The following is a 22,538-nucleotide window of genomic DNA, read 5'->3' as shown; positions in this document are numbered from 1 at the left end:
CCGTATGCTCAGGCACTATTCGCTGTTGCTTGCCCTCGGACTTGTCTCGAGCAGGCTGATCGCAGCGCCACCGCAGATTGTCTTGCACGGCACGGTCACTACGCAAAGCGGCGAACATCCTGCCTTGTTCACGCTGGCCTGTACCACCGGCACCGGTGGTGCCTTGTCGCTGCAGCTGGGGGTGATTCGCGATACGGCGCCCGGCTTCCCTTTCGATGCCTTTGAAGGTCCGGATGCTCCGGCGTCACAACTACCCAGTGCAACGTTGCAGGTGGGCCAGCAATCCTTTGCGCCGGTTGCGGTTGGGGGCTGGACCAGCGGCGATGATCCGGACATGTTCGTGTTCGGCATGGCCAGCTCATTGGGAAAACGCAATGCAGTGACTGATTTCGTTGCGGCGCTCGGCAAGCCGGGCGTGACCATCACCTGGGCGCAGAACAGCAATAACATGCAGACGCCGCCGTTGACCGCGAAGTTTGTGGCGGATGCGGCTGAGAGCGGCGAGCTGAAACGCATTGCGGCGCCGTGCCTCCCCCATCGCCGTTAGCTCGTAGGCTGGGATGGCAATCCCAGCATCGCGCAGCGTGCATGCTTGGCAATGCGGGGTTTCTCAACGTATGCCTACGTGTGACGCGCCGCCCATTGAGCAAACACCGCGTGCATCGCATCCAGCCCATCGAATAACGCCGCCGGTCCGGGCTGCAGAATGATCGGCGATTTGATCTCGTGCAGGTCGCCATGGCGTACGGCAGGAATCGTCTCCCAGCCGGGGCGTTGCACCACCCGCTCGGGACGAAAGCGCTTGCCGCACCATGAACCGAGAATGATGTCCGGCGCCCGGCGCACCACTTCGCCGCCATCGGCCAGAATGCGGTTTTTCGCCAGTGACTCGCGCGCGAGTTCGGGAAACAGGTCTTCGCCGCCGGCAATCCCGATCAGCTCGGCCACCCAGCGGATACCGGTGATGATCGGCTCGTCCCATTCCTCGAAGTAGACCTTCGGCCGCCGCGGCCACGCCGCTGCCGCAGCGCGCACTTCGGCAAGATGCGTTCTGGCGCGTTGTGCGTAGCCTTCGGCTTTTTCACTGGCGCCCACCATGGCGCCGAGCCGACGGATGTAAGCGAGAATGCCCTCGACGCTGCGGTGATTGCTGATCCAGACTTCGACGCCTGCGCGAATCAGGTCGCGCGCGATATCCGCCTGGATGTCGGAGAAGCCGATCACCAGGTCGGGTTGCAAGGCGAGGATTTCCTCCAGCTTTGCACTGGTGAAGGCCGATACCTTCGGCTTCTCCTTGCGCGCGCGCGGCGGGCGCACCGTGAAACCGGAAATGCCGACGATACGATGCTCCTCACCCAGCGCGTACAGCACTTCGGTAGGTTCTTCGGTAAGGCAGACGATACGATGGGGAAAGGAGTCGTTTTCAGTCATGCGTCAATGCCCGAACACGGTCACCGTCACCTTGCGCTGGTGCGGATCCAGCCGGTGTTCCCACAGGTAGATTCCCTGCCAGGTGCCGAGCTGCGGCTTGCCGCCATGCACGGGAACCGTCAGGCTCACGCCGGTCAGGATAGCCCGTACGTGGGAAGGCATGTCGTCGGGGCCTTCGGCGTCATGCTGGAAGATCGCGTCACCATCCGGCACCGCGCGGGTAAACCATCGCTCCAGATCGGCGCGCACCGACGGGTCGGCGTTTTCGCTGATCAACAGCGAACAGCTGGTATGGGTAGTGAAAACGTTGACGATACCGGTGTGCACACCGCTGGCTGCCACCAGTTCAGCTACCTTGTCAGTGATTTCGCTGAAGCCGCGGCCGCGCGTATGTACCGTGAAACCGTTCTGCGCAACATGTTCCGCGGGTGTGGCTCGGCTCATGGCACGGTCCTCATCATGGATAGAGCAGCCGGTGGGTCCAGGTCTGGCCGTGGCGGTCCCAGCGCACGCGTTCGTGCAGGCGGAAGTCGGCGCCGTACCAGAACTCGATCATGTCCGGCTCCACCAGATAGCCGCCCCAGTGCGGCGGACGCGGCACCTCGCGGCCAGCGAACTGCTGCTCATAATGCGCCACGCGATGTTCAAACATCTCACGCGCGGCCAGGGTCTGCGATTGCAGCGAAGCCCATGCACCGATCTGGCTGCCACGCGGCCGGCTCGCAAAATAAGCGTCGGATTCTTCCGCCGTAAGCTTGCGCACCACGCCTTCGACCCGCACCTGCACGCCCTCGCGCAGGCGCTTCCAGTGAAAGCAAAGGGCCACCTGAGCATGAGCATCCATCTGCACGCCCTTGTCACTTTCATAATTGGTGAAGAAGCGGAACCCGCGCTGGTCCGCTCCTTTCAGCAGTACGATGCGCGAACTGACGCGGCCGCCGGCATCGACGCTGGACAGGTTCATGGCAGTGGGTTCAGGATCGCCACTGGCCACCGCCTGGTCCAGCAGGGTGTTGAAGGTGTCAAGGATTTCGGATTTCAGCATAGGTATTGAATCGTAGCCAGCGCACGTCATGATTACGCGATGAAGGATGATGCTAGCACGCAGACCGAGGCCCTAGCCGGCCACTTGCTGGATCATTACGCCGGCCGCATCGCGCGGATGCAGCGGCCGTATGTGCTTGGCCTGTCCGGCCTGCAGGGCAGTGGCAAGAGCAGCCTCGCCCGGGTGATCAAGACCCAGGCCGAGCATCGCGGCTGGCCTACGGAAGTGCTCGCGCTGGACGATTTCTACTATTCGCGCAGCGAACGCGAAACGCTCGCCCATCAAGTGCATCCGCTGTTGAAGACGCGGGGCGTACCTGGGACGCACGAAATCGAGCTGCTGCTGTCCGTGCTAGCCGCCCTGCCGAATGCCACCGAAAAGTTTCCGGTGAGCTGGCCTCGCTTCGACAAGGGCCGTGACACCCGCATGCCGCCCTCGCGCTGGCCGCGCGTGATCCGGCCGCCGCGCCTGGTGGTGATGGAAGGCTGGGCGCTCGGCCTCAGGCCGCAACTGGAAAGCGCGCTGGAAGACCCGGTGAACGAGCTGGAACGCCTGGAAGACCCGGATGGTCGCTGGCGCCACTGGGTCAACAAACAGCTGCGCGCGTACCAGCCACTATGGCGCAAGCTTGATGCGCTGGTCGTGCTGCAGGCACCGAACTGGGATGTGATACGCGAGTGGCGCAGCGAAACCGAGCAAGGACTGCTGGCGCGCGGAGCCCCTCTGGCGATGGACGCTGTGGCCATGCGGCGGTTTCTCGCCCATTTCGAGCGCCTCAGCAGGCATGCCCTGGCCACATTGCCCGTACTGGCCGACACCTGCGTGGAATACGACACCCATCATCACGTGATGGGACTCAGCCACAGTTGAAAACGTTACGCGGGAGCCTAAAGCTCCGGCCGGTCGTATACGTCCGATGCATTTTCGGAAAAGTGCGATTGCCCGAACTTTTCCTCTCCCCCTAATCTTTCGACTGGCGATTCCTGGCGCAGGTCGCGCTGCCAGGCCTGCGGCTTGCCCGGCTACCGGGTCGAAGCAGCCCGGCTCCGCACCTGGCTTCGCCGCCGATGTCTCCGTGGCCAATACGCGGTGTAACGAAAAGCACTCAAGAGCTCTGCAGCTTATGTCCATGAAATTTGCCCACGACAGGCCTTTGCCCGACGGCAGCCCCATCCGCGTGGTGATCGCTGACGACCACCCGCTGACGCTGGCGGGACTCCTGTATGAACTGCAAGGCCAGCGGAGTTTCCAGATCGTCGACTCCGCCATCAGTTCCACGGGACTGGTGGAGTCGCTGGAAAAGCATGCCATCGACGTCGTCATCTCCGACTACGCCATGCCTGGCGGCAGGCATGGCGATGGCATCATGCTGTTCGGGCTGCTGCGGCAACGGTTTCCGAACGTCGGCCTGGTTGCCTTGACCATGATGAGCCATGCCGACGTGATTCGCTCGCTGTTGGCGCAGGGCGTCAATTGCATCATAAGCAAGGCCGATCCGCTGGAATATCTCACCACGGCGGCGTATGCAGCCCTGGCCGGCAAACGCTATCTCTCGCCCAGCATCGAGGCGATCGTGCAGCGGCACGGCATCCAAGGCGGGCAGTCATCACGCGGCCGCCATCTTTCCATCCGCGAACTGGAAGTAGTACGGCTTTTCGTATCCGGATTCACCATCAGTGAAATCGCGCATCGTCTGCAGCGCTGCAAGCAGACAGTGAGCACACAGAAGATGAGCGCAATGCGTAAGCTCAGCATCAGGCGCGATGTCGACCTCATCAAGTACGGCATCGACGAGAAACTCACCTCGCAAGGCATCGAGACGCACCTGCAAGCGAAGCTTTTGCCCGCGTCAAGCATCCCGCAGTCTTGACGCAAGCTAGCCGGCCGAAGTCGCGTGCTGCAGCAATGCGGCGTACCCAATGCGCGAATCCGGCCAGCGTAAACGAAAACCGCTGGCCTTCAGCCGCGCGTTGCTGAGCCGCTTGCTGCCTATGCCTGCAGGCGCCGGCCCGGCGGACGCAGGCGGCGCACCCGCCAATGCGGCCAGTGCATCGTAAAGAACATCCAGCGGCAGCGGCGTATCGTCGACGCCGACATACAGCGATTGGTGTTCGCGCAAGCCAAGCAGGTGCACGATCGCTGCGGCGGCATCCTCGACGTGGATGCGATTGGCCCAGTGTTTTTGCTGGCGCGGTGCATTGACCCGTCCGGCGCGCAAGCGGTCTATCAGCTGCAGGCGTCCTGGCCCATAGAGTCCGGCGAGGCGCAAGACGATCGAATCCACCGGATGCTTCGACAATGCCCGCTCGGCATCCAGCAGCACCTGTCCATTGAAGCCCGGCGGCGCAGGTCGCGTAGCTTCGTCCACCCACTCATCACCATGTTCGCCGTAGACGGCACTCGAAGACACGAACAGCACGCGTTGCAACGATGCGTTATCCAGGGCGTCGAGCACATTGCGTAGACCGGAAAGGAAAACGGCCCGGTAAATGTCCGGTTGGCGCGCATCCGGGGCCGGCACGAAAATCAGCTGCGTGATCCCTGTGGGCAAGCTGGCAAGCGTTTCCGGACTAGCCAAGTCCGCCGCCAGCCAGCGAAGGCTGTCGTCCCGGTTGGGTGGATGGCGGCGCAGTGCATACACCTCATCGCCCCGCGCCAGCAGCAGGCGCGCCACGCGTTGGCCCAGGTCGCCGCAGCCGGCAATCAAGATCCGTTCGGACATCCAGATACCTCGGGGCGATCTAAACAGCCTGCTACTATGCACCCATGAATCCATCGTGCAACCTGTTCCTGATCGGCCCTACCGGCGCAGGCAAGACTTCGATCGGCCGGCAGCTCTCGGCACGCTTTGGGCTGCCGTTTCTCGATCTCGACCAGGAAATCGAACGCACCACCGGTGTTTCCATCAGCACCATCTTCGACATCGAAGGCGAGGCTGGCTTTCGCCAGCGAGAGCGCATGATGCTGGAGGAGTGCAGCGGCCACCACGGCGTGCTGCTGGCCTGCGGTGCCGGCGCGGTACTCGACCCGGCCAATCGCCGCACTCTGGCCGAACGCGGTTATGTGGTATGGCTGCAGGCCACAGTAACGCTGCAATTGCAGCGGCTGGCGCTCGACACGTCGCGGCCGCTGCTGGCGGACGCCGATCGTCACCGGAAGTTGGAAGCAATGGCGGCCGCACGCACCTCGCTCTATGCAGAAATCGCCGAACTGGTCATTCCGCCGGGCACGGAAAACGAAGGCGTTGCTGCGGCATGCGAACGCTGCATCGCCCTGATCGATCGGCACTGGAATCGGCAAGCTGCATGATGAACTCCACACCCCAGGAAACCATTCAAGTCACGCTAGGCGAGCGCAGCTATCCGGTCTGGATTGGCCGCGGCCTACTGGACGATCACGCACGCTGGCAAGCCGTGCTGCGCGGCAGGCATGCACTGGTGATCAGCAATCGCACCGTCGCGCCGCTGTATCTGGAACGCGTCTCGCGCGGCCTCGACGGCTTGCGCTGGTCTTCGTTTCTGCTTGAGGACGGTGAAGCGCATAAGAGCTTTGCCAATGTCGGGCTTGCGCTGGAAGCATTGGCCACGCTTAGCGCCACCCGTGACGCCTGCGTCATTGCGCTTGGCGGCGGCGTGGTGGGCGACCTTGCCGGCTTCACCGCTGCCTGCTGGATGCGCGGCATCGACTTCATCCAGATGCCGACCACCCTGCTGTCAATGGTGGACTCCTCGGTGGGTGGCAAGACCGGCGTCAACCTTGCCGCCGGCAAGAACCTGGTCGGCGCGTTCCATCAGCCGCGTGCGGTGGTAGCCGATATCGGCACCCTGGACAGCCTGCCCGCGCGCGAATACCGAGCCGGCATGGCTGAAGTGATCAAGGGCGCGGCCATCGGCGACGCCGGCTTCTTCGCCTGGCTGGAACAGCATGCCGATGCGCTCGCTGCGCGCGAGGAAACTGCGCTCGTACAAGCCATCGCCACCAAGCTGCGCTACAAGGCAGGGGTAGTAGCTCGCGATGAAACCGAGCAGGGTGAGCGCGCCCTGCTCAATCTGGGCCATACCTTCGGCCATGCGCTGGAAACGGCGGGCCAATACACTGCCTTGCTGCACGGTGAAGGGGTGGCCGTGGGCATGCTGTTGGCGGGCCGGCTATCCGAGCGCCTGGGCATGAGCACGCAAGCCGACACGCTGCGCCTTGAGCGCTTGCTCAAGGCCATTGGCCTGCCGGTCGGCGTTCCGGCCGGCTTCGATCCGGAGCAATTGCTGGCTCTGATGCGACTGGACAAGAAGAACACCGCCGGCACGTCGCGCCTGATCCTATGGCGCGGCATCGGGCAGGCGCAAATCGTGTCCGGAATCAACGAAGCAGAGGTGCTGGCGGTGTTGCGTGAGGCCTGCACCAATGCGTGAAAGCAGCCGCGTTCCGCCCCTTGCGCGAGCGAGAGCTGCCTGGGCGTCCCCTCGCTACCTAGGCCCAGCCCGTCCTAACAGGATGTTGAAAAAGTGCTTTCCTGCACTTTCTCAACGCAGGCCATCCGTGGCCTGCTCCAGCAGGCTGTTTCTCAACAGCCTGCTAAAATACCTGGCTTAGCGGCCTTGTAGCCGTAACGTCATTCAGGGACGTCATGCGCCTTTATCTGCAAACCATGCCAGCCTCGGCCGAACCGCCGCGCTATGTCCAGATCGTGCTGGAGCAGGACCTGCTGGGCGGCTGGACGCTCTACCGCGAGTCAGGCACCCAGGGCGGCCGCGCCACGCTCAAGCGCGACCAGTACCTGGAACGCGATGAAGCGATTGCCGCCTTCGAAAAAGTGCGTGACGCCCAGCTCAAGCGCGGCTATCGCGTGGTCTTTGCCCAAGGAGTGGATGGCCCCTACGGACGCCGGTAAAAAAAGCATGCCCGATACCCTGAAGAACGATCGCCTGCTGCGCGCCCTGCGCCGCGAACCTGTTGATACCACGCCCGTATGGGTGATGCGCCAGGCCGGCCGCTATCTGCCCGAATATCGCGCCACGCGCGCCAAGGCCGGCAGTTTCATGGCACTGGCCACCAACCCGGAACTGGCCTGCGAAGTCACGCTGCAGCCGCTGGAACGCTACGCACTGGATGCGGCCATCCTGTTCTCCGACATCCTCACCATTCCGGATGCGATGGGCCTGGGCCTGTCCTTTGCGCAAGGCGAAGGCCCGCAGTTCGCCCATCCGGTACGTACACGCGCCGACGTAGAACGGCTAGGTGTGCCGGACATGGAAAGCGAGTTGCGCTACGTGATGGACGCCGTGCGGCTGATTCGCGGCGAGCTGGCGGGCCGCGCGCCGCTGATCGGCTTCTCCGGCAGCCCCTGGACACTGGCCTGCTACATGGTGGAAGGCAAGGGGTCGCGCGATTTTGCCAGCGCCAAGGCGATGTGCTGGAACGAGCCCGCGCTCGCGCACAAGCTGCTCGATACGCTGGCGCGCTCGGTCATCGCCTATCTCGGCGCCCAGGTTGCCGCCGGCGCCCAGGCGCTGATGATCTTCGATACCTGGGGCGGCATGCTTGGCCCGGTCGCGTTTCGCGAATTTTCATTGCGCTACCTGGCGCAGATCGTCGACGGACTCAAGGCCGATGTCCAGGCACGCAACGTGCCGTTGATCCTGTTCTCCAAGGGCGCGAATGCGCATCTGGCCGAGATGGCGCAGATCGGTTGCGCAGCGCTAGGCGTGGACTGGACCATCGATCTCGCCGACGCACGTCAGGCCGTGAATGGCAAGGTCGCGCTGCAAGGCAATCTCGATCCGGCGGTACTGCGCGCCAGCCCTGAAGTGATCCGCCGCGAGGTACGGCGTGTGCTCGACAGCTACGGCAATCATCCAGGACACATCTTCAACCTCGGCCACGGCATTACGCCCGAGGTCGATCCGGAGCATGTGAAGGTGTTGGTGGACGAAGTACATGCCTACAGCCATAGGCAGGGATGACCATCGTAGGCTGGGATGGCAATCCCAGCATTGCCATCCACGCATGCATTGCGATGCTGGGTTTACAACCCAGCCTGTGCCGCTCATTCAGTGCAACGACACCGTCAACGTCGACGGCATCGCTGCCGAAGAACTGAAGGTCACCGCGCTCCCTGGCGGGGTCGCACCGGCATAACGGATATCACTGGTGTCGATGACCAGGGCCAATCGATGGCCCGCGGGGATCTCCCAGTCGGTTGCCTCCAGCTTCATGCTGACCGTCTGGGGCCGGCCGACTGCCGCATCGAGCAGCGTATAGGGTTTCCACGTAATCAACTGCCCCATGCCAGTGATCGGGTCGACACTGTAGAGATACGCGATCAGGGTGAGCTGGCTGGTGCTTGGCGTCACGCTGATCTGCAGCGACGACATGCCCATCAGGTTTTGCGTTTGCCCCAGTATTGGCCCGGTCCATACCCCCGCGCTCGATCGATTGACCAGCGCCAGCTCCACCGGCGGCGGCAGGTCCAGATATCCCGTAAGGGCGCCGCTTACCAGGGCCACACCCGTCGTGGCCGCCGTCAGATAGCCGCCGGTGATGCCGTACTGCCAGCTTCCACTCCCTGCCGTAGACAGGCTTCCTGTCGGAAGGATGCCGAACAGCCCTGTGGGCTTGGTCAATGAGTAGACCACCGAGCCCTTCTGTATTGCGTCCCAATCCGCGTAGGTGCTCCACACCCCGGTTTGTGACTTGAGCCGGATCGGCAGCTGCGCTTCAATGCCGTTGCGCACTCCCTTGAGGTAATGCTCGAACCAGGCATTGACCGTCGCATAGATTTCATTGGGGAAACCGCTTGCTCCAGCCATTTCGGCCGTCGTGTGATCTCCATGGGAGAGCAGCAGCATCTTCGGCACCGCCAGCTGATTGTAGAAATCGACCAGTTGGCCCGGCACGAACAGGCTGTCCTCGAACGCATTGGCGAGCAGCACAGCCGGCCGATTGGCGTTGAGCATACCTATCCCGTTGCTGGCCGAACGTCCCGGCGTATTGGCATCGGCCAGCATCACGTCGACCGCGCCCATGAAATCCAGGCCATCCACCTTCGCATTCACCTGCTGCATCAGCATGCCCGGCTTACCGACATGGCTGGCCAGGGATAACAGCCCTATCCCTTGCGAACTCGGTGTCTGGTTGGCACCCAGCGACGCCACCAGATCCGCCCAGCTGCTCAGCGCCGCCACGGCCTTGATCCGCGAATCGTGTTCCGCCGCAAGCAGGCTGGTGCCGCCGCCATACGAAATGCCGGAAATACCGATCTCGTTCGCGTCGGCCGGCGTGTTCTTGAGCGCCCAGTCGATCACCGTGCCGGCATCGCCGATGGTAAGCGGACCGTCGATGTCGACGTAGCCGCACTGTGGATCAAGTGAGCAGCCGATACCGAAACCACGCGAGCTGTAACTGATGACGATGAAACCATCGTTGGCCAGGTGATTGGCCTCGCCCACATATTCCGCATCGTTTTCCGCCCAGCTCGAAGGCATCACCACCAGCGGGAGCGGCCCGTTGCCCTGCGGCACCGCCACGTAAGCCTGCAATTGATACCCATCCGAGGTTGGAATCGAAACCAGCGAGCCAGGAAGACTCTGCGCTGCCACTGGAGCAACTCCTACCGCAAACATCATCAGCACAGCAATTGCCATCGCAACGCATCGCATATCACCCTCCGCAGATAGGGCTGAAGACTGAATGTGTCCCCTTGCGCGTGCGCTTACGCTGCGCATGGCAGGACGCACATGTGCACTTACGCCGGTGACGTGCGCGTGAACAGTCCGAATGCGCTGCTCAGCAATCGGAGGGAAGCGGTTGCAATGATCGAAAAATGCCGGCGTTGCAGGTACGCGGCGCGATTATCGATTGAAACATATGAAACGCACCGGCATGAGCGCATGCCGGCGCGCAGGTATCAGGCCTGCATGTCTTCCAGCTCGATGCCGCGTGTTTCGCGCACTGCACGCAGCACGAACAACAAGGAGGCGAAGGCGAACAATGCATACAAGCCATACGCAAACGTGAGGCCAACCTGAGCCAGCCACGGGAAGGTGCTGGTAATGATGAAATTGGCCACCCACTGCGCCGCTGCCGCCACGGCCAGCGCGATCGCACGAATACTGTTGGGGAACATCTCGCCCAGCAGCACCCATACCATCGGCCCCCAGCTCAGGCCGAAGCACACCACATAAAGATTCGCGGCAACCAGCGCAATCATTCCCCATGGTGCCGCCAGGCTCAGCGAAGCACCGCTGCCGGTTGCTTGCGAGAAGCACCATGCCATCAAGCCCAACGTGACAGCCATGCCGGCCGAGCCAATCAACAGCAACGGCTTGCGCCCGATCTTGTCGACCAGCGCAATCGCCACCAGGGTTACCAACACGTTGACGACCGAGGTGAACACCGTGATCGAAAACGAATCCGCCTCACTGAAGCCCACCGAATGCCACAGTGTCGAGGAGTAATAGAAGATCACGTTGATGCCGACGAACTGCTGGAATACCGATAGCAGGATACCCACCCACACGATTGGCAGCAGTCCGCAGCGCGAACCTTGCAAGTCTTTCAGGGTGGGTCGATATTCCACCTTCAGGCTATGTGCAATGTCGTTGATCTTGGCATCCAGCGCTTGATCGCTATGCAGATCAAGCACCTTCGCCAGCACCACGCGCGCTTCAGCGGGACGCCCCCGCGCGACAAGATAGCGAGGCGACTCCGGCACGCCCAGCACCAATACGCCGTAGATCAGCGCCGGCACCATGGCGACCAGAAACATCCAGCGCCAGGCCTCCAGGCCAAACCAGAGTTTCTGTGCAGCGCCGCCGGCCGTGCTCGCCAGCCACGCGTCACTGAGCAATGCCACGAAGATGCCGAGCACGATGGCGAGTTGCTGCATGGAACCGAGGCGCCCGCGCACGTTTGCCGGCGACACCTCGGCGATATAAGCCGGTGCGATGACCGAAGCGACGCCTACGCCGATGCCACCGATCACGCGCCAGAACATGAGATCCCACACGCCGCGGACCAGTCCCGAGCCAACTGCACAGAGCACCAGGAACAATGCGGCCACCTGCATCGTGCGCACACGGCCCAGGCGATCCGCCAACGGACCCGCATACCACGCACCCAGCGCGGAACCCAGCAGCGCGCAGGAAACCGCGATGCCGATCCGGCCGGCGCTCAGGCCAAATCCATGCCGCACCGCATCAACCGCACCGTTGATGACCGCCGTGTCGAAGCCGAACAGAAATCCGCCGATCGCCGCCGCCGCCGCAATCAGCACGACCCTGGCGGTGGTGCGCGCCTCTTCCCCCTGCGCCACGCTCGCATTGCCCGTGTTCATGTGCATGTGATCACGCTCCCCGCATGATGGTACTGGTGGAGGACGATTCTGCGCACGCGTGCTGGTCTTGTCCCCCTGAATACGTATGCAGCACCAAGACTCTAGCAGCATGCGGGGGAGAGCAACCCTTACAGCGAAGTCTGAGGCTGGGGCGGAAGTCCTGGATCCACGCAATCGTAGGCTTACGTTGCAAAACCCAGCATTGCCATGCGTCCAACCTGCGCGATGCGAGGATTGTCCTCCCAGCCTACGCGGCTAATTGGCTAACTCGAAGAAACGCTGCACGTCGGCTATATCACGCGTACGGGGCATTGCCGGCAAACTATTGAGAAACAGCTTGCCGTAGCCCTTGGTGGTCAGCCGCGGATCGCACAGCACCAACACGCCGCGATCGTAAATGTCGCGAATCAAGCGCCCTACGCCCTGCTTGAGCGCAATCACCGCCGATGGCACCTGCCAGCCCATGAAAGGATTGATGCCCGCCTGCTCCAGTGCCTCCAGGCGCGCTTGCAGGACCGGATCGTCCGGTGCGGCGAACGGCAGCTTGTCGATCATCACCACCGACAGCGCTTCGCCGGCCACGTCCACGCCTTCCCAGAAACTGGCCGCCCCAAGCAGCACGCCATGGCCGCTGGCGCGAAATTCCTCGAGCAATTGATGCCGTGGCGCAGTGCCTTGCACGAACAAAGGCCATGGCACGCGGTCGGCAAGCAGATCGGCGGCACGACGTAAGGCGCGGTGTGAAGTAAACAACAGGAAGGCGCGGCCGTTGGAAGCCTGCAGCACCGGCAGTGTGGCATCGATCACGCGATCGGGGTAATCGCGCATGGCCGGATCGGGCAAACCGTCCGGCAGGTAACACAAAGCCTGCCGCGCGTAGTCGAAAGGACTTTCCAGGCTCAAAGTCTGCGGATCGTCCAGGCCAAGCTGACGCGCGAAATGATCGAACTGCCCCGCCACCGACAGCGTTGCCGACGTGTGAATCCATGCCGCATGCGTGCGCTCGCGCATCGCGCGCAACGGCGCCGCCAGGTCCAGCGGCGTAGCATGCAAGGCGAAGCCGCGTGGAAACGACTCGTACCAGCGCACGTCCTGCTCGGAGCCGGCTTCCGTGATGCGATCCAGGCGCTCGCTCAGATGCAGCGCGCGTTCGTGCACGTTCATCAGCCCGCGCGAGCGTTCGGCCTGTGACGCCAGTGCATCGGCCAGAGCAGCCAGCACTTCGCCCATTTCACGCAACGCATCCGGCACGCCGTCACGCTTGAGCAATTCATGGAACGGGCCGCGCACTGGCAGCGGATCGATCGTCAGCCGGAACTTGCGTACGGCTTCCTGCAAGGCCTCGACCGGCTCCAGCACCGATCCGATCGCACCGGTGACGCCATGGCATTCGGCCAAGGCGTCCTGGGACAGTTCGGTAAGCTGGCGCGCGCTGACGCTTTGCGAAAAGAACTGTCCGGCAAGCTCGGGGACCTGATGCGCCTCGTCCAGAATGAAAGCCTGCGCGCCGGGCAGGATTTCGCCGAAACCTTCCTGCTTCAAGGCCAGGTCAGCGAACAGCAAGTGGTGATTGACCACCACCAGGTCCGCTTCCTGCGCTTCACGGCGCGCGCTGATCACGTGGCAATCCTCGTAGAACGGACATTCCACGCCCAGGCAATTTTCCGGTGTGGAGGTCACTCGCAGCCAGAGCGGCGAATCCTCCGGCACCTCGGCCAACTCCATGCGATCGCCGCGTCGAGTGCGCGCGGACCACGCACGGATCGCAGCCAGCTGCGCCGCCTGGTTGCGATCCATGGCCGAGCCTTCACGCACCGTCTGGTCAAGGCGGTACAAGCACAGGTAGTTCGCACGCCCCTTCAATAATGCGGTCTTCAGACGCGCCCCCAGCACTGAGCGCACCTTGGGGATATCCCGAAAGAACAGCTGATCCTGCAGCGCCTTGGTGCCGGTGGATACGATCACGCGCTCGCCCGACAGCATCGCAGGCACCAGGTACGCGTAAGTCTTGCCGGTACCGGTGCCAGCTTCCGCAATCAGGGTTTCGCATTCGGCAATCGCATGTTGCACTGCGCGCGCCATCTCCTGCTGTGCAGGGCGTGGGGCGAAGTTCGGCAATTCGCGGGCAAACGGGCCGTCGGCGCCGAGCAATGCGCCGATGTCGTCGGGGTCGGTCATCGGGACAGTATCGCGCAGGCGCGCCGCCGGAGAAACCTTGCCGTACTACGGCACGGCGCCAGCGACTTCCACTATCCGACCGATACCTTCAGCTTCGATGGCTCGCATCGCGCCGCGCGAGCGTGCTGCGTCGCCACGCCCTCTCACGCTGATGGGGAACAGCAATTCGAATTCGGCGCCGCGCGAGGAAGGAGTGGAATCGAGATTGGTGTCTTGCTGATGGTCCAGGCGTTCGAACGCGTAGCTGCCTTCGGCCGTGGCTGCTATACCGACATGAGTGGTTTTGCTCGAGCATTGTTTCGCACATGCGCACGCGTGCGGTGTTATCGCCCGGCGCGCCAAATCGCGCAAGTTGTAGCGGCGCGCGGCAAAGCACTCCAGCATGGGCGCCACGTAGGGATACTCGAACGGGCTGTTCTGCCAGGGATGTTCTGATCCCTTCCCCGAAGGACAGCAGAACAGTCACCGCATCAAAGCCGCTGAACACCCGTCTCGCGGCATTCCCCCACCCACTTGCTCGCCGAAGCCGCACCAGTCTGGTCATGCACTTGCAGGCGAATCTCCACGATGGTCTGCCAGTTGCGTGCGCACAGCGGGCCTTGCTTGGAGCCCAGCGCCCAAGACTGGTGCGCCAGTTTTTCAGCCAACTGGAAGTCGCCCATGTAGATGGCGACCTCGGCGCGATCCTGCAGCACATCCGGCGCTTCGGGGCTGCGTTTCAGGGCCATGTCGAGCTTCGTGGCCGCCGCTTGGTACTGGCCGCTGCGCTCGTCCTGTCGAGCGGCGTCCTGCAATGCGACGATGCCCGGATCGACCAGCGGATGCACGTTGATGACCGACTTGTCCCGCTCGCCGGCGGCGCGGATCTCGTCCACCATCAAGGCGTTGGATTTTCCGGGTGGCGGCTTGGGCGCCTCGGGCGCGGGCTGCGCGCAGGCGGTGAGCAACAGGCCCGCCAGCGCAGCGGGGGCAAGGGGATGACGGAGGCGGAAGGAACGATACGGCATGGGTCTTCAGTCTACTGAGCAGTCGTGGGCGATCCGGCGGAAGGCTGTGCAGCGCTCTCGCCGGAGCCGAACAGATTACCGATCTTTTGCCAGAAACACCCTTCCGTATCCGTCGACAGGCTGCCCGCGATCACCGGCACCTGCTTGGCGCCGGAACACGCCGGATCGCTGCGGCGGCCGTCAGCGGGGTTGATCCACGCCATTTCCAGGCCATCGCCCGGTGCAGCGGACAACGGCACGGTAGGCAGCTTTCGGAACAGTTCCTGCCAGCCGCGCAGGGCGCCCGTCGAGCCCCACAGGTGACTGGGCTTGTTGTCGTCGCGGCCCATCCAGAACACCGCCAGACGGTCGCCGGTGAAACCGGCGAACCAGCTATCGCGCAGGTCGTTGCTGGTGCCGGTCTTGCCGGCCGTATGCAGGTAGGCAAGGTTGGATTTGGCCAGCGAGCTCGCCGTGCCATACGTGGCGACCTGCTGCATCGCCCAGGTCACCAGGCGCACAGCCGGCTGGTATTCGCCCTTGCCCGCTTCCACTTCGTATCGCTTGATGGTGCGGCCATTGCCGTCGACCACACCGCTTACCGCCAACAGCGGCAAGGCGTGGCCATCCGAAGCAATGTACTGATAAAGCTGCGTGACCTGGATCGGCGCCAGGTCGAGCGCGCCGATCAGCAACGACGGACCGGGCTGGACGTCAGCCAAGCCGAATGAGTCAAGAAACGCCTTGATGCGGGGCACCCCCACCGTCATGCCGAGGTGAATCGTGGCGAGGTTCCACGAGTTCGCCAGTGCGTCCACCATCGGCACCATGCCATGGCTCTGGTTGTCGTCGTTGTGCGGCGTCCACCAGCTGCCGTCAGGCTGCTTCATGCTGATCGGCGAATCGTCCAGTTGAACGGCGAGATTCCAGCGCCCGGGATCGGCCAGCGCGACCAGATACACGAACGGCTTGATGGTGGAGCCAATGGGCCGGCGTGCATCCAGCGCACGATTGAAGCCCTGCTCATCGGCGAGCTTGCTGCCAACCACGGCGAGCACCTTGCCGGTTTTCGAGTCGGTCACCACCGCGGCACCCTGCGTGTCGTCGCCGCGCTTGCCGAGATTCCTGATCGCCGTGCTGACCGCCTCTTCCGTATACAACTGGGTGGCCGGGTCGAGCGTGGTGAAGATCGACAGATTGCCCTGCTTGAGGGTGTCTTCGTCAAAGTCGTTGGTGATCTGCTGGCGCACCAGCTCCATGAAGGCCGGGAAGCGGTTATGCGGCAGCTGGCCATCTTCGATCACGCTCAACGGCGTGGCCTTGGCCACACGCGCTTGTTGCTCCGTCAACAGGCCGGTGCTGACGAACGTGTCCAGCACCAGATTGCGCCGCGCCATGGCGCGGTCGGGATAGCGCCGCGGATCTAGCTGGCTGGGGCCTTTCACCAACCCGACCAGCAAAGCGACTTCCTGCGGGCGCAGGTACTGCAGGCGGCGCCCGAAATAGAATTCCGATGCTGCCGCAAAGCCGTGCACCGCCTGGCTCCCCTGTTGGCCGAGGAACACCTCGTTGATGTAAGCCTCAAGGATGCGTGCCTTGCTGTAGTGCATCTCCAGCAGGATCGACATCAAGGCTTCGTTCAACTTGCGTCCCATGGTCTGTTCGCGATTGAGGAACAGATTGCGCACCAATTGCTGCGTGAGCGTGGAAGCCCCCTGCACGGTATGACCGGCGCGCAAATCGGCAAAGGCCGCGCGCAGGATGGCGATGAAGTCCACCCCTATGTGATGTTTGAAGTCGCGGTCTTCCACCGCCTGCAGGCCCGATACCAGCAACTGCGGCACGTCGTTCAACTGCACGTAGCTGCGATCTTCCTGCTTGACGCCATACACGGTGCCGATTCGCGCTGGATCGAGATGCGTTTCCTTCAACGGCTTGGCGGTGCCCTGGTCGGTGACCGATTGCACCACGCCCTCACCCAGCGCAACGCGAATGTGCTTGGGCAATTCGCCACCGTCAGGGCCTGCGTAGCCGCGCGAAGAAATGTAATACGTGCTGCCCTTCTTCGCCCAGCTGCCCGGCACGTCGCCGTGACCGTCATCGGCGTAGCCGGCGAATGTCAGTTCCACTTCCAGCGCGCCAGGCGTCATCGGTACGTCTAGCGCCAGCCGCAGCGGCTGCGAGTAAATTCGCGTCGGCACGGCGAACACAAGGTCGCTGAAACGATCCTGCACGCGCTTGTTGAGTATCAGCGAATACGGCAGCAGGAAACCGAATAACAGGCCGGTGCAGACCCAAAAGGGAATGCGCAGCCAGGGCCAGCAGGCGCTTGCAATCGATCGAAGTCGGCTAAGAAAGTCCAACGGGGCAGTATCCAGGGCAGGAAGTCGGATCGGCGTGACTTAAAGGATCATAGAGCCCGGTACCCGGCGGCCGGATGAACGCCACCTGGCCTGGGAGCCCTCACCTTGCGGCCTATTGGACATCATGCCGGTCACGTAGGAATGATCAGAGGCTGCTTGGTGGCATGGGCGGGGCATTTCAGGGGTTTTCACCTGACCGCCACCTTCCCCGCCAGCGATACCGGGGTGCAAGCCCCAACATGGCGCGATGGTTGGCAGGGCGGGGCTGGGGCTCTACCCCAACCTGCGCCCCCAGCACTCCGCATCCGGCCGGAACGGCCGCGGCTGTATGCCCAGCAATCGCGTCATCTCCGTATTGTCGGCGATGAGGTCTGCCTCCAGGCGACTCAGCGGTCCGCGCAACTTTCCCACACCGCGCCGAGCCATGCGCAACAACCAGGCCGGCAACGGCAGCGGCAAGGTATCCACCGGCAAACTGGCCCGCACGCGTGCAAACATCTCGCCTGCCGTCAGCCGTTCGCCGCCACCGATGGCGAGGATCCTGCCCGCCGCGACCGGGTTATCCAGCGCCGCGAGCGCTGCGCGGGCCAGATCCTGCGCATGCACCGGTTGACGCATGCCCTGGCCCGCCGGCAACGGAAACACTCTCAAGCGCATCGCGCGATGGGCAATCGGGGTCAGGCTCTTGTCCAGCCCTGCGCCATAGACAAGCGTGGGACGCAGCACAGTCCACGCACTGCCGTGCCTGGCGCAGGCCTCGGCCAACGCGGCCTCGCTGTCGCGAAGCAATTGCGAGAGGTCCCGCTCGGCCGGCACCTCCGAAGCGCGCTTGCTTTCGGCACTCATCGAGCTGAATGCAATCACGCGCGGCGCATGCAGCAACGCAGCCTGGTTCAACCAGCTTACGAACCGTTGCAAGGGACCCATGCTGAAAATGGCCGAAACGTCTTCGATGGCAGGCACGCCATCCGGCAGATGCCCGTTCAGCCAGGTCACGCCTGGTACAGATGCGCGCGCCTCGCGGCTCAGCGCCACCACAGGCTCATCCCGGGCAGCAAGCAACGGCAGCAGGTAATGCCCGATCTGGCTGCTGCCTCCGAACAACAGTACCGTCATCGGCTGCCCTGCATGCGCGCAGCGAGTTCCCGCACCCGCGGATCGTCGGGGAGCAGCCGGCGCCCCTGTGCCAGTGAAACGGCGGCGTTGTTGCGATCGCCGCTATCGAATTGCTGCTCGGCCTGGTCGATCCATGCATACGCCAGGCGCTGGCGCGAAATGGCGATCGCCGCGTTGCCCGGTTCGAGGTTGTCGAGTGCGTTGAGCAGGTCACCGGCCTTGCTCAGGCTGCCGCCTCGCAACGCCTGGTTGAATTGTTGCTGCACTTCGCCGGGCAGCGCTTGCAGGCCAGCCAATGCTCCCGGGTTGTTGCCGTCGATGGCGAGTGCGCCGCGATAGAGGTCGTACGCGCAATCTCCGGGAGGCGACATGATATTGCCGCGTGACGTAGCCTGCCTGGCGCGGCTTACCAGGTCGGCGACCTGGACTTCCTGTGCGCCCGTGAGGTGCACTGTCGGTGAAGCCGCGGTGTCGTCCTTCGGTTGCGTGATCTCCTGCGGCTTTGCACCTGAACTTGCGTTGCTGGTGGCGGACGATGACGCTATGGCGGGAACCGGCGGCTGTCCCAGGCGTGCCCGCGCGGCGACCAGGTCCGCCGAACCGGGAGCTAGCGCATCGGCCTCATCCAGCAGTTGCCGCGCATGATCGGCATCGCCCGCATCGATGGCTGCATCGGCCTGCACCACCAGCGCCTGGGCAACCTGTCCAATCCCCGCTTTCGCCGGTGCATTGTTCGGATCGATCGCCAGCGCCGCCTTGAAATGCGCCAGCGCGGTGTCGTTGCCGTCACCGGCAATGCGCCCCGCGCGCAAGGCATCATTCCCTTGGTTGATCGCGTCCGCAAGGGCGCCATTGGTCTGGGTTTGCAGGGCCGACAACGATGCACGCAAGGTCGGCAACTGAGCGTAGTTGGGCAACATGGCCGCAAGGCGATCGATGCCGGCGGAAGCCGTCGCCATGTCGTTAGCGCTCAACGCTTTCTGGACTTGCGCTGCCGCCGCGTCACCGACCTGATCCATGCCATGCCGTGCGACCGCGTTATCCGGTTCAGCCGCCAGCACACGCTGGTAAAGCGCGGCCGCTCCATCCGGACCGTCCAGCCGGTTCTGGCTGAACGCCTGCTGCGCCTGCGCGATCAAGGTATCCGTCTGCCCGGATGATACCTGCGCCTTGGCAAGCGCCTGCGTAAGGCGATCCACGTCGTTGCCGCCGCCGAGCAGTTCGCGCGCGTTGGTCAGCGCTTGCGTGGCTTCATCGATCTTGCCCGCGTGCAAGGCCGCATCCGCGCGTGCTATTTCCGCGCGGCCGACCTGGTTAAGGCCTTGCCGCGTGGCGTCGTTGTCGGGTTCCAGCCCACGGGCAGCCTCGAACAGCTCGCGGGCGCTGGTGCCGTCGGTACCATCCAGATGCCCCTGCTGCAAGGCGACCTGCGCACGATGCAACACGTCGTCGAAATCGGTGCGCGGCACCAGGCTGCGCAAGCGCGTCTGGTTGAACCACAGCCCACCGATCGCCGCCGCCAGCACGACGATAAGTGCCGGCAGGAACCAATTGTGCTTTCTGTAAGGACTTTTGCCGGCCGATACGTCACGGCGATACTCGGGCTCCACCTTGATTTTCGGCAGGCCGTCATCGGGCGCGGCTGCAGGTGGCCGATGCAAGTCTTCCAAGTTACCCAGCTTCGGTTCGGTACGGCCGTTGCCGTTGTGGCCCGGATCGTTCAAGTCGCGGTTTCCGCTCATGGCTCGTGGGCTAGCAGATCAAGGTGTTCAGCTTAGCATTGCGTCGAAGGCAGGCGCGGGGAGCGAAAAGTTGCGTTCAGGAAGGCGGAGAACGGGTAACGGGGGATAGCGTAAGCAGCTCACTTGGAACGCCATGGACCTGATTCGGGTCCTATTCCATTCCCTGCCCCCCCTGTTCCCCGTTTCAACCTGTCCCAATCCTATGCGCTTCCACCACATTCGGCAGCGCCGCCAGCCGATCCAGCAGGGCCGAGAGCTGCTCGAAATCCCGCACGCGCAAGGTGTACCGCATCTCCACCTCCCCGCTACGCGGGAACAGCCGGCTGTTGGAGGCGATGATGTTGATGCTGGCGTTGCTGATCACACCCACCACGTCCTTCTGCAATCCCTTGCGATCGTAGCCGTTGAGCTGGATGGTGACCTCATAGGCCTGCGCGCCAGCCTGCCCCCAGCTCACCTCGATCACCCGCTCCGGGTCACGCCGCGCCAGCCGCGCCAGGCTGGCGCAGTTTGCGCGATGCACCGAAACTCCCTTGGTGCGCGTGATGAAACCGCGCACCGGGTCGCCCGGCAGCGGCTGGCAGCATTTGGCCAGCGCGGTGAGCAAATTGCCCACGCCCTCGATCGTGATGGCGCTGTGATCGAGCACGGTGGGACGCGTCGCCGGAAGCGGCACGCTGGGCAGCAGCGGCTCGGATGGCTGTTGCGACTCCTGCAGTACCCGCGCCACCTGCCCCAAGCTGATCTCGCCCAAGGCGAGTGCGACCAGTAATTCGTCCAGCGTCTGCAAGTGAAACAACGCTGGCAGCTTGGACGGATCCGCCTCAGGCAGCGCCAGTCGTTTCAGCTCGCGCTCCAGCAACGCGCGGCCCGCCGCGAGATTGGCTTCGTGCGCACTGCGCCGGAACCATGCGCGCACCTTGTCACGCGCGCGGCTGGTATGCAGATAGCCATGATGCGGCGAAAGCCAGTCACGCCGCGGTTCGGCCACCTTGGCGGTGAGGATTTCCACGCGATCGCCGCTGTGCGGCTGATGCGTCAGCTGCACGATGCGCCCGTTGACCTTGGCGCCGCGGCAGCGGTGACCTACCTCGGTATGCACGTGATAGGCGAAATCGAGCACGGTGGCGCCGCGTGGCAAGTCGACCACCTCGCCCCTGGGCGTGAGCACGTAGACGCGATCTTCGTGCAGCTCGGTCTGCAGTTCTGCCGCCAGCTCGCCATCGTCGCTACGCGGCTCGAGCAGCTTGCGCATCCAGGCGATCTTCGCCTCGAAATCCGCGTCGCCGCTGCCACCTTCCTTGTAACGCCAATGCGCTGCCACCCCCAGCTCATTGGCGCGATGCATGTCGTGCGTGCGGATCTGCACTTCCAGCGTCTTGCCATGCGGGCCGACCACGGCGGTATGCAACGAGCGATAGCCATTGCTCTTGGGGCGCGCCACGTAATCGTCGAACTCGCCGGGCAGATGCGGCCACAGGGAATGCACGATGCCGAGTGCCCCATAGCAATCGGCCACACTGTCGACGAGGATGCGTACGGCGCGGATATCGTAGAGATCGGAGAACTCCACGGCTTTGCGCTGCATCTTCTTCCAGATGGAGTATATGTGCTTGGGACGTCCTGCCAGGTCGGACTTGATGCCCGCCGTGCGTAACGCTTTGCCCAGTGCGGCCAGCGTCTCACGAATGAAGTGTTCGCGATCGCTGCGACGTTCGTCCAGCAGCTTGGCGATGCGTTTGTACGTGTCCGGCTGCAGGTAGCGAAAGGCGAGGTCTTCCAGCTCCCACTTCAGCTGCCAAATGCCGAGCCGGTTGGCGAGCGGTGCATGGATGTCGCGGGTGAGCCGCGCCAGTTCCTGCCGCTCGCCTTCCGGCAGGGTGGCGGCCGCGCGCATGCGCGCCAGCTGGCGCGAAAGCAGAATGAACACCACACGCACGTCACGAATGATCGCCAGCAACAGGCGCCGCAAGCCTTCGGAACCGCCCTGCGGCGGCCGCTGTGCATGCAGTGCCCATACCCGCTCAGCCGCCACCTGGCCAGCGACCAGCCGCTGCAATTCTTCCGGCAAGGAAGCTGCGCGCTGCTCCCATACCAACGGATGCGTGCGTCCGATCTCGAACCACAACGCGGCCGCCTGGGTATGTGCATCGCAACCGAGCATGGCAAGCAGGTCCAGCACATCGCCGCACTCGAGCTCGTTCACGCCGTTTTGCGCGCACAGCTCCAGAGCGTCGGCCAGTACGGGGGGCAAGCTGCCGGCCCGTGACTGCCACGCCGCCAAGTGCCCTGGAGTGGTGATAGCGTGAACCATTGTGTTGGGAGCATAGCGCAAGCACGTTGGCT

General features: G+C 63.6%; 20 protein-coding genes. 7 read left to right on the top strand and 13 right to left on the bottom strand.

Annotation, left to right across the window (positions count from 1 at the left end; genetic code table 11):
* Positions 1–4 precede the first annotated feature (4 nt).
* Positions 5–547: a hypothetical protein gene (locus EKH80_RS09205; RefSeq protein ID WP_126684429.1), complete on the top strand. Its 543-nt coding sequence runs from the start codon at positions 5–7 to the stop codon at positions 545–547.
* 74 nt (positions 548–621) lie between these two features.
* Here the strand turns inward: EKH80_RS09205 and EKH80_RS09200 are convergent, their stop codons facing one another.
* Genes EKH80_RS09200 through pdxH form a run of 3 tightly spaced genes read right to left on the bottom strand, consistent with a single transcriptional unit; the run spans position 622 to position 2,476 of the window.
* On the bottom strand, positions 622–1,431 hold the full coding sequence (locus tag EKH80_RS09200) for a cobalamin-binding protein (RefSeq protein WP_126684428.1): 810 nt from the start codon (positions 1,429–1,431) through the stop codon (positions 622–624).
* 3 nt (positions 1,432–1,434) lie between these two features.
* Positions 1,435–1,875: a secondary thiamine-phosphate synthase enzyme YjbQ gene (locus tag EKH80_RS09195; protein ID WP_126684427.1), complete on the bottom strand. Its 441-nt coding sequence runs from the start codon at positions 1,873–1,875 to the stop codon at positions 1,435–1,437.
* A 13-nt stretch (positions 1,876–1,888) separates the two neighbouring features.
* Positions 1,889–2,476 carry a pyridoxamine 5'-phosphate oxidase gene (pdxH, locus tag EKH80_RS09190; protein WP_126684426.1) on the bottom strand — a complete coding sequence of 196 codons (588 nt, stop codon included), beginning with the start codon at positions 2,474–2,476 and terminating at the stop codon, positions 1,889–1,891.
* A gap of 39 nt (positions 2,477–2,515) precedes the next feature.
* Here pdxH and EKH80_RS09185 point away from each other — a divergent pair, with 39 nt between their 5' ends.
* Both EKH80_RS09185 and EKH80_RS09180 read left to right on the top strand, forming a co-directional pair.
* Positions 2,516–3,346 (top strand): kinase, encoded by an 831-nt coding sequence (locus tag EKH80_RS09185; protein ID WP_126684425.1) that lies wholly within the window; start codon positions 2,516–2,518, stop codon positions 3,344–3,346.
* Positions 3,347–3,605: 259 nt separating this feature from the next.
* Complete coding sequence (locus tag EKH80_RS09180; RefSeq protein WP_126684424.1) at positions 3,606–4,346, top strand: response regulator; 741 nt, start codon at positions 3,606–3,608, stop codon at positions 4,344–4,346.
* A 6-nt stretch (positions 4,347–4,352) separates the two neighbouring features.
* Here EKH80_RS09180 and EKH80_RS09175 read toward each other — a convergent pair whose 3' ends face one another.
* Entirely contained in the window at positions 4,353–5,198 is an 846-nt protein-coding gene (locus EKH80_RS09175; protein ID WP_126684423.1) for an NAD-dependent epimerase/dehydratase family protein, read from the bottom strand.
* 44 nt (positions 5,199–5,242) lie between these two features.
* Here EKH80_RS09175 and EKH80_RS09170 point away from each other — a divergent pair, with 44 nt between their 5' ends.
* From EKH80_RS09170 to hemE, 4 genes are all read left to right on the top strand, one after another.
* The gene (locus EKH80_RS09170) at positions 5,243–5,785 is read left to right on the top strand and encodes a shikimate kinase (RefSeq protein WP_126684422.1); all 543 of its coding nucleotides are present in this window, start codon (positions 5,243–5,245) and stop codon (positions 5,783–5,785) included.
* The gene (gene aroB / locus EKH80_RS09165; protein ID WP_126684467.1) at positions 5,785–6,885 is read left to right on the top strand and encodes a 3-dehydroquinate synthase; all 1,101 of its coding nucleotides are present in this window, start codon (positions 5,785–5,787) and stop codon (positions 6,883–6,885) included. The genes EKH80_RS09170 and aroB overlap by 1 nt, the downstream gene beginning before the upstream one ends.
* 215 nt (positions 6,886–7,100) lie before the next feature.
* Positions 7,101–7,364, top strand: a complete 264-nt coding sequence (locus EKH80_RS09160) for a WGR domain-containing protein (protein ID WP_126684421.1) — start codon at positions 7,101–7,103, stop codon at positions 7,362–7,364.
* Positions 7,365–7,371: 7 nt separating this feature from the next.
* Complete coding sequence (gene hemE / locus EKH80_RS09155) at positions 7,372–8,436, top strand: uroporphyrinogen decarboxylase (RefSeq protein WP_126684420.1); 1,065 nt, start codon at positions 7,372–7,374, stop codon at positions 8,434–8,436.
* Between the two features lie 87 nt (positions 8,437–8,523).
* Here hemE and EKH80_RS09150 read toward each other — a convergent pair whose 3' ends face one another.
* The 9 genes from EKH80_RS09150 to EKH80_RS09110 form a co-directional block, all read right to left on the bottom strand.
* Positions 8,524–10,071 (bottom strand): alpha/beta fold hydrolase, encoded by a 1,548-nt coding sequence (locus tag EKH80_RS09150; RefSeq protein WP_230473538.1) that lies wholly within the window; start codon positions 10,069–10,071, stop codon positions 8,524–8,526.
* Between the two features lie 308 nt (positions 10,072–10,379).
* A complete protein-coding gene (locus EKH80_RS09145; RefSeq protein ID WP_230473552.1) occupies positions 10,380–11,807 on the bottom strand; it encodes a sugar porter family MFS transporter in 1,428 nt (475 codons plus the stop codon).
* 255 nt (positions 11,808–12,062) lie between these two features.
* Complete coding sequence (gene yoaA / locus EKH80_RS09140) at positions 12,063–13,985, bottom strand: DNA repair helicase YoaA (RefSeq protein WP_126684417.1); 1,923 nt, start codon at positions 13,983–13,985, stop codon at positions 12,063–12,065.
* 45 nt (positions 13,986–14,030) lie between these two features.
* Positions 14,031–14,378, bottom strand: coding sequence for a hypothetical protein (locus EKH80_RS09135; RefSeq protein WP_126684416.1), 348 nt, complete (start codon positions 14,376–14,378; stop codon positions 14,031–14,033).
* A 77-nt stretch (positions 14,379–14,455) separates the two neighbouring features.
* Positions 14,456–14,992 carry a tetratricopeptide repeat protein gene (locus tag EKH80_RS09130; RefSeq protein WP_126684415.1) on the bottom strand — a complete coding sequence of 179 codons (537 nt, stop codon included), beginning with the start codon at positions 14,990–14,992 and terminating at the stop codon, positions 14,456–14,458.
* An 11-nt stretch (positions 14,993–15,003) separates the two neighbouring features.
* On the bottom strand, positions 15,004–17,334 hold the full coding sequence (gene mrcB, locus EKH80_RS09125) for a penicillin-binding protein 1B (protein ID WP_126684414.1): 2,331 nt from the start codon (positions 17,332–17,334) through the stop codon (positions 15,004–15,006).
* A 273-nt stretch (positions 17,335–17,607) separates the two neighbouring features.
* Entirely contained in the window at positions 17,608–18,450 is an 843-nt protein-coding gene (locus tag EKH80_RS09120) for an SDR family oxidoreductase (RefSeq protein ID WP_126684413.1), read from the bottom strand.
* Positions 18,447–20,192: a hypothetical protein gene (locus EKH80_RS09115; RefSeq protein ID WP_126684412.1), complete on the bottom strand. Its 1,746-nt coding sequence runs from the start codon at positions 20,190–20,192 to the stop codon at positions 18,447–18,449. The genes EKH80_RS09120 and EKH80_RS09115 overlap by 4 nt, the downstream gene beginning before the upstream one ends.
* 184 nt (positions 20,193–20,376) lie before the next feature.
* Positions 20,377–22,506, bottom strand: a complete 2,130-nt coding sequence (locus tag EKH80_RS09110; RefSeq protein WP_126684411.1) for a RelA/SpoT family protein — start codon at positions 22,504–22,506, stop codon at positions 20,377–20,379.
* Positions 22,507–22,538: the final 32 nt, after the last annotated feature.

Source organism: Dyella choica, from assembly GCF_003977665.1.
GTDB lineage: Bacteria > Pseudomonadota > Gammaproteobacteria > Xanthomonadales > Rhodanobacteraceae > Dyella_B > Dyella_B choica.
The sequence above is the reverse complement of the archived record's forward strand: the minus strand, read 5'-3'. Positions and strand labels throughout refer to the sequence as shown.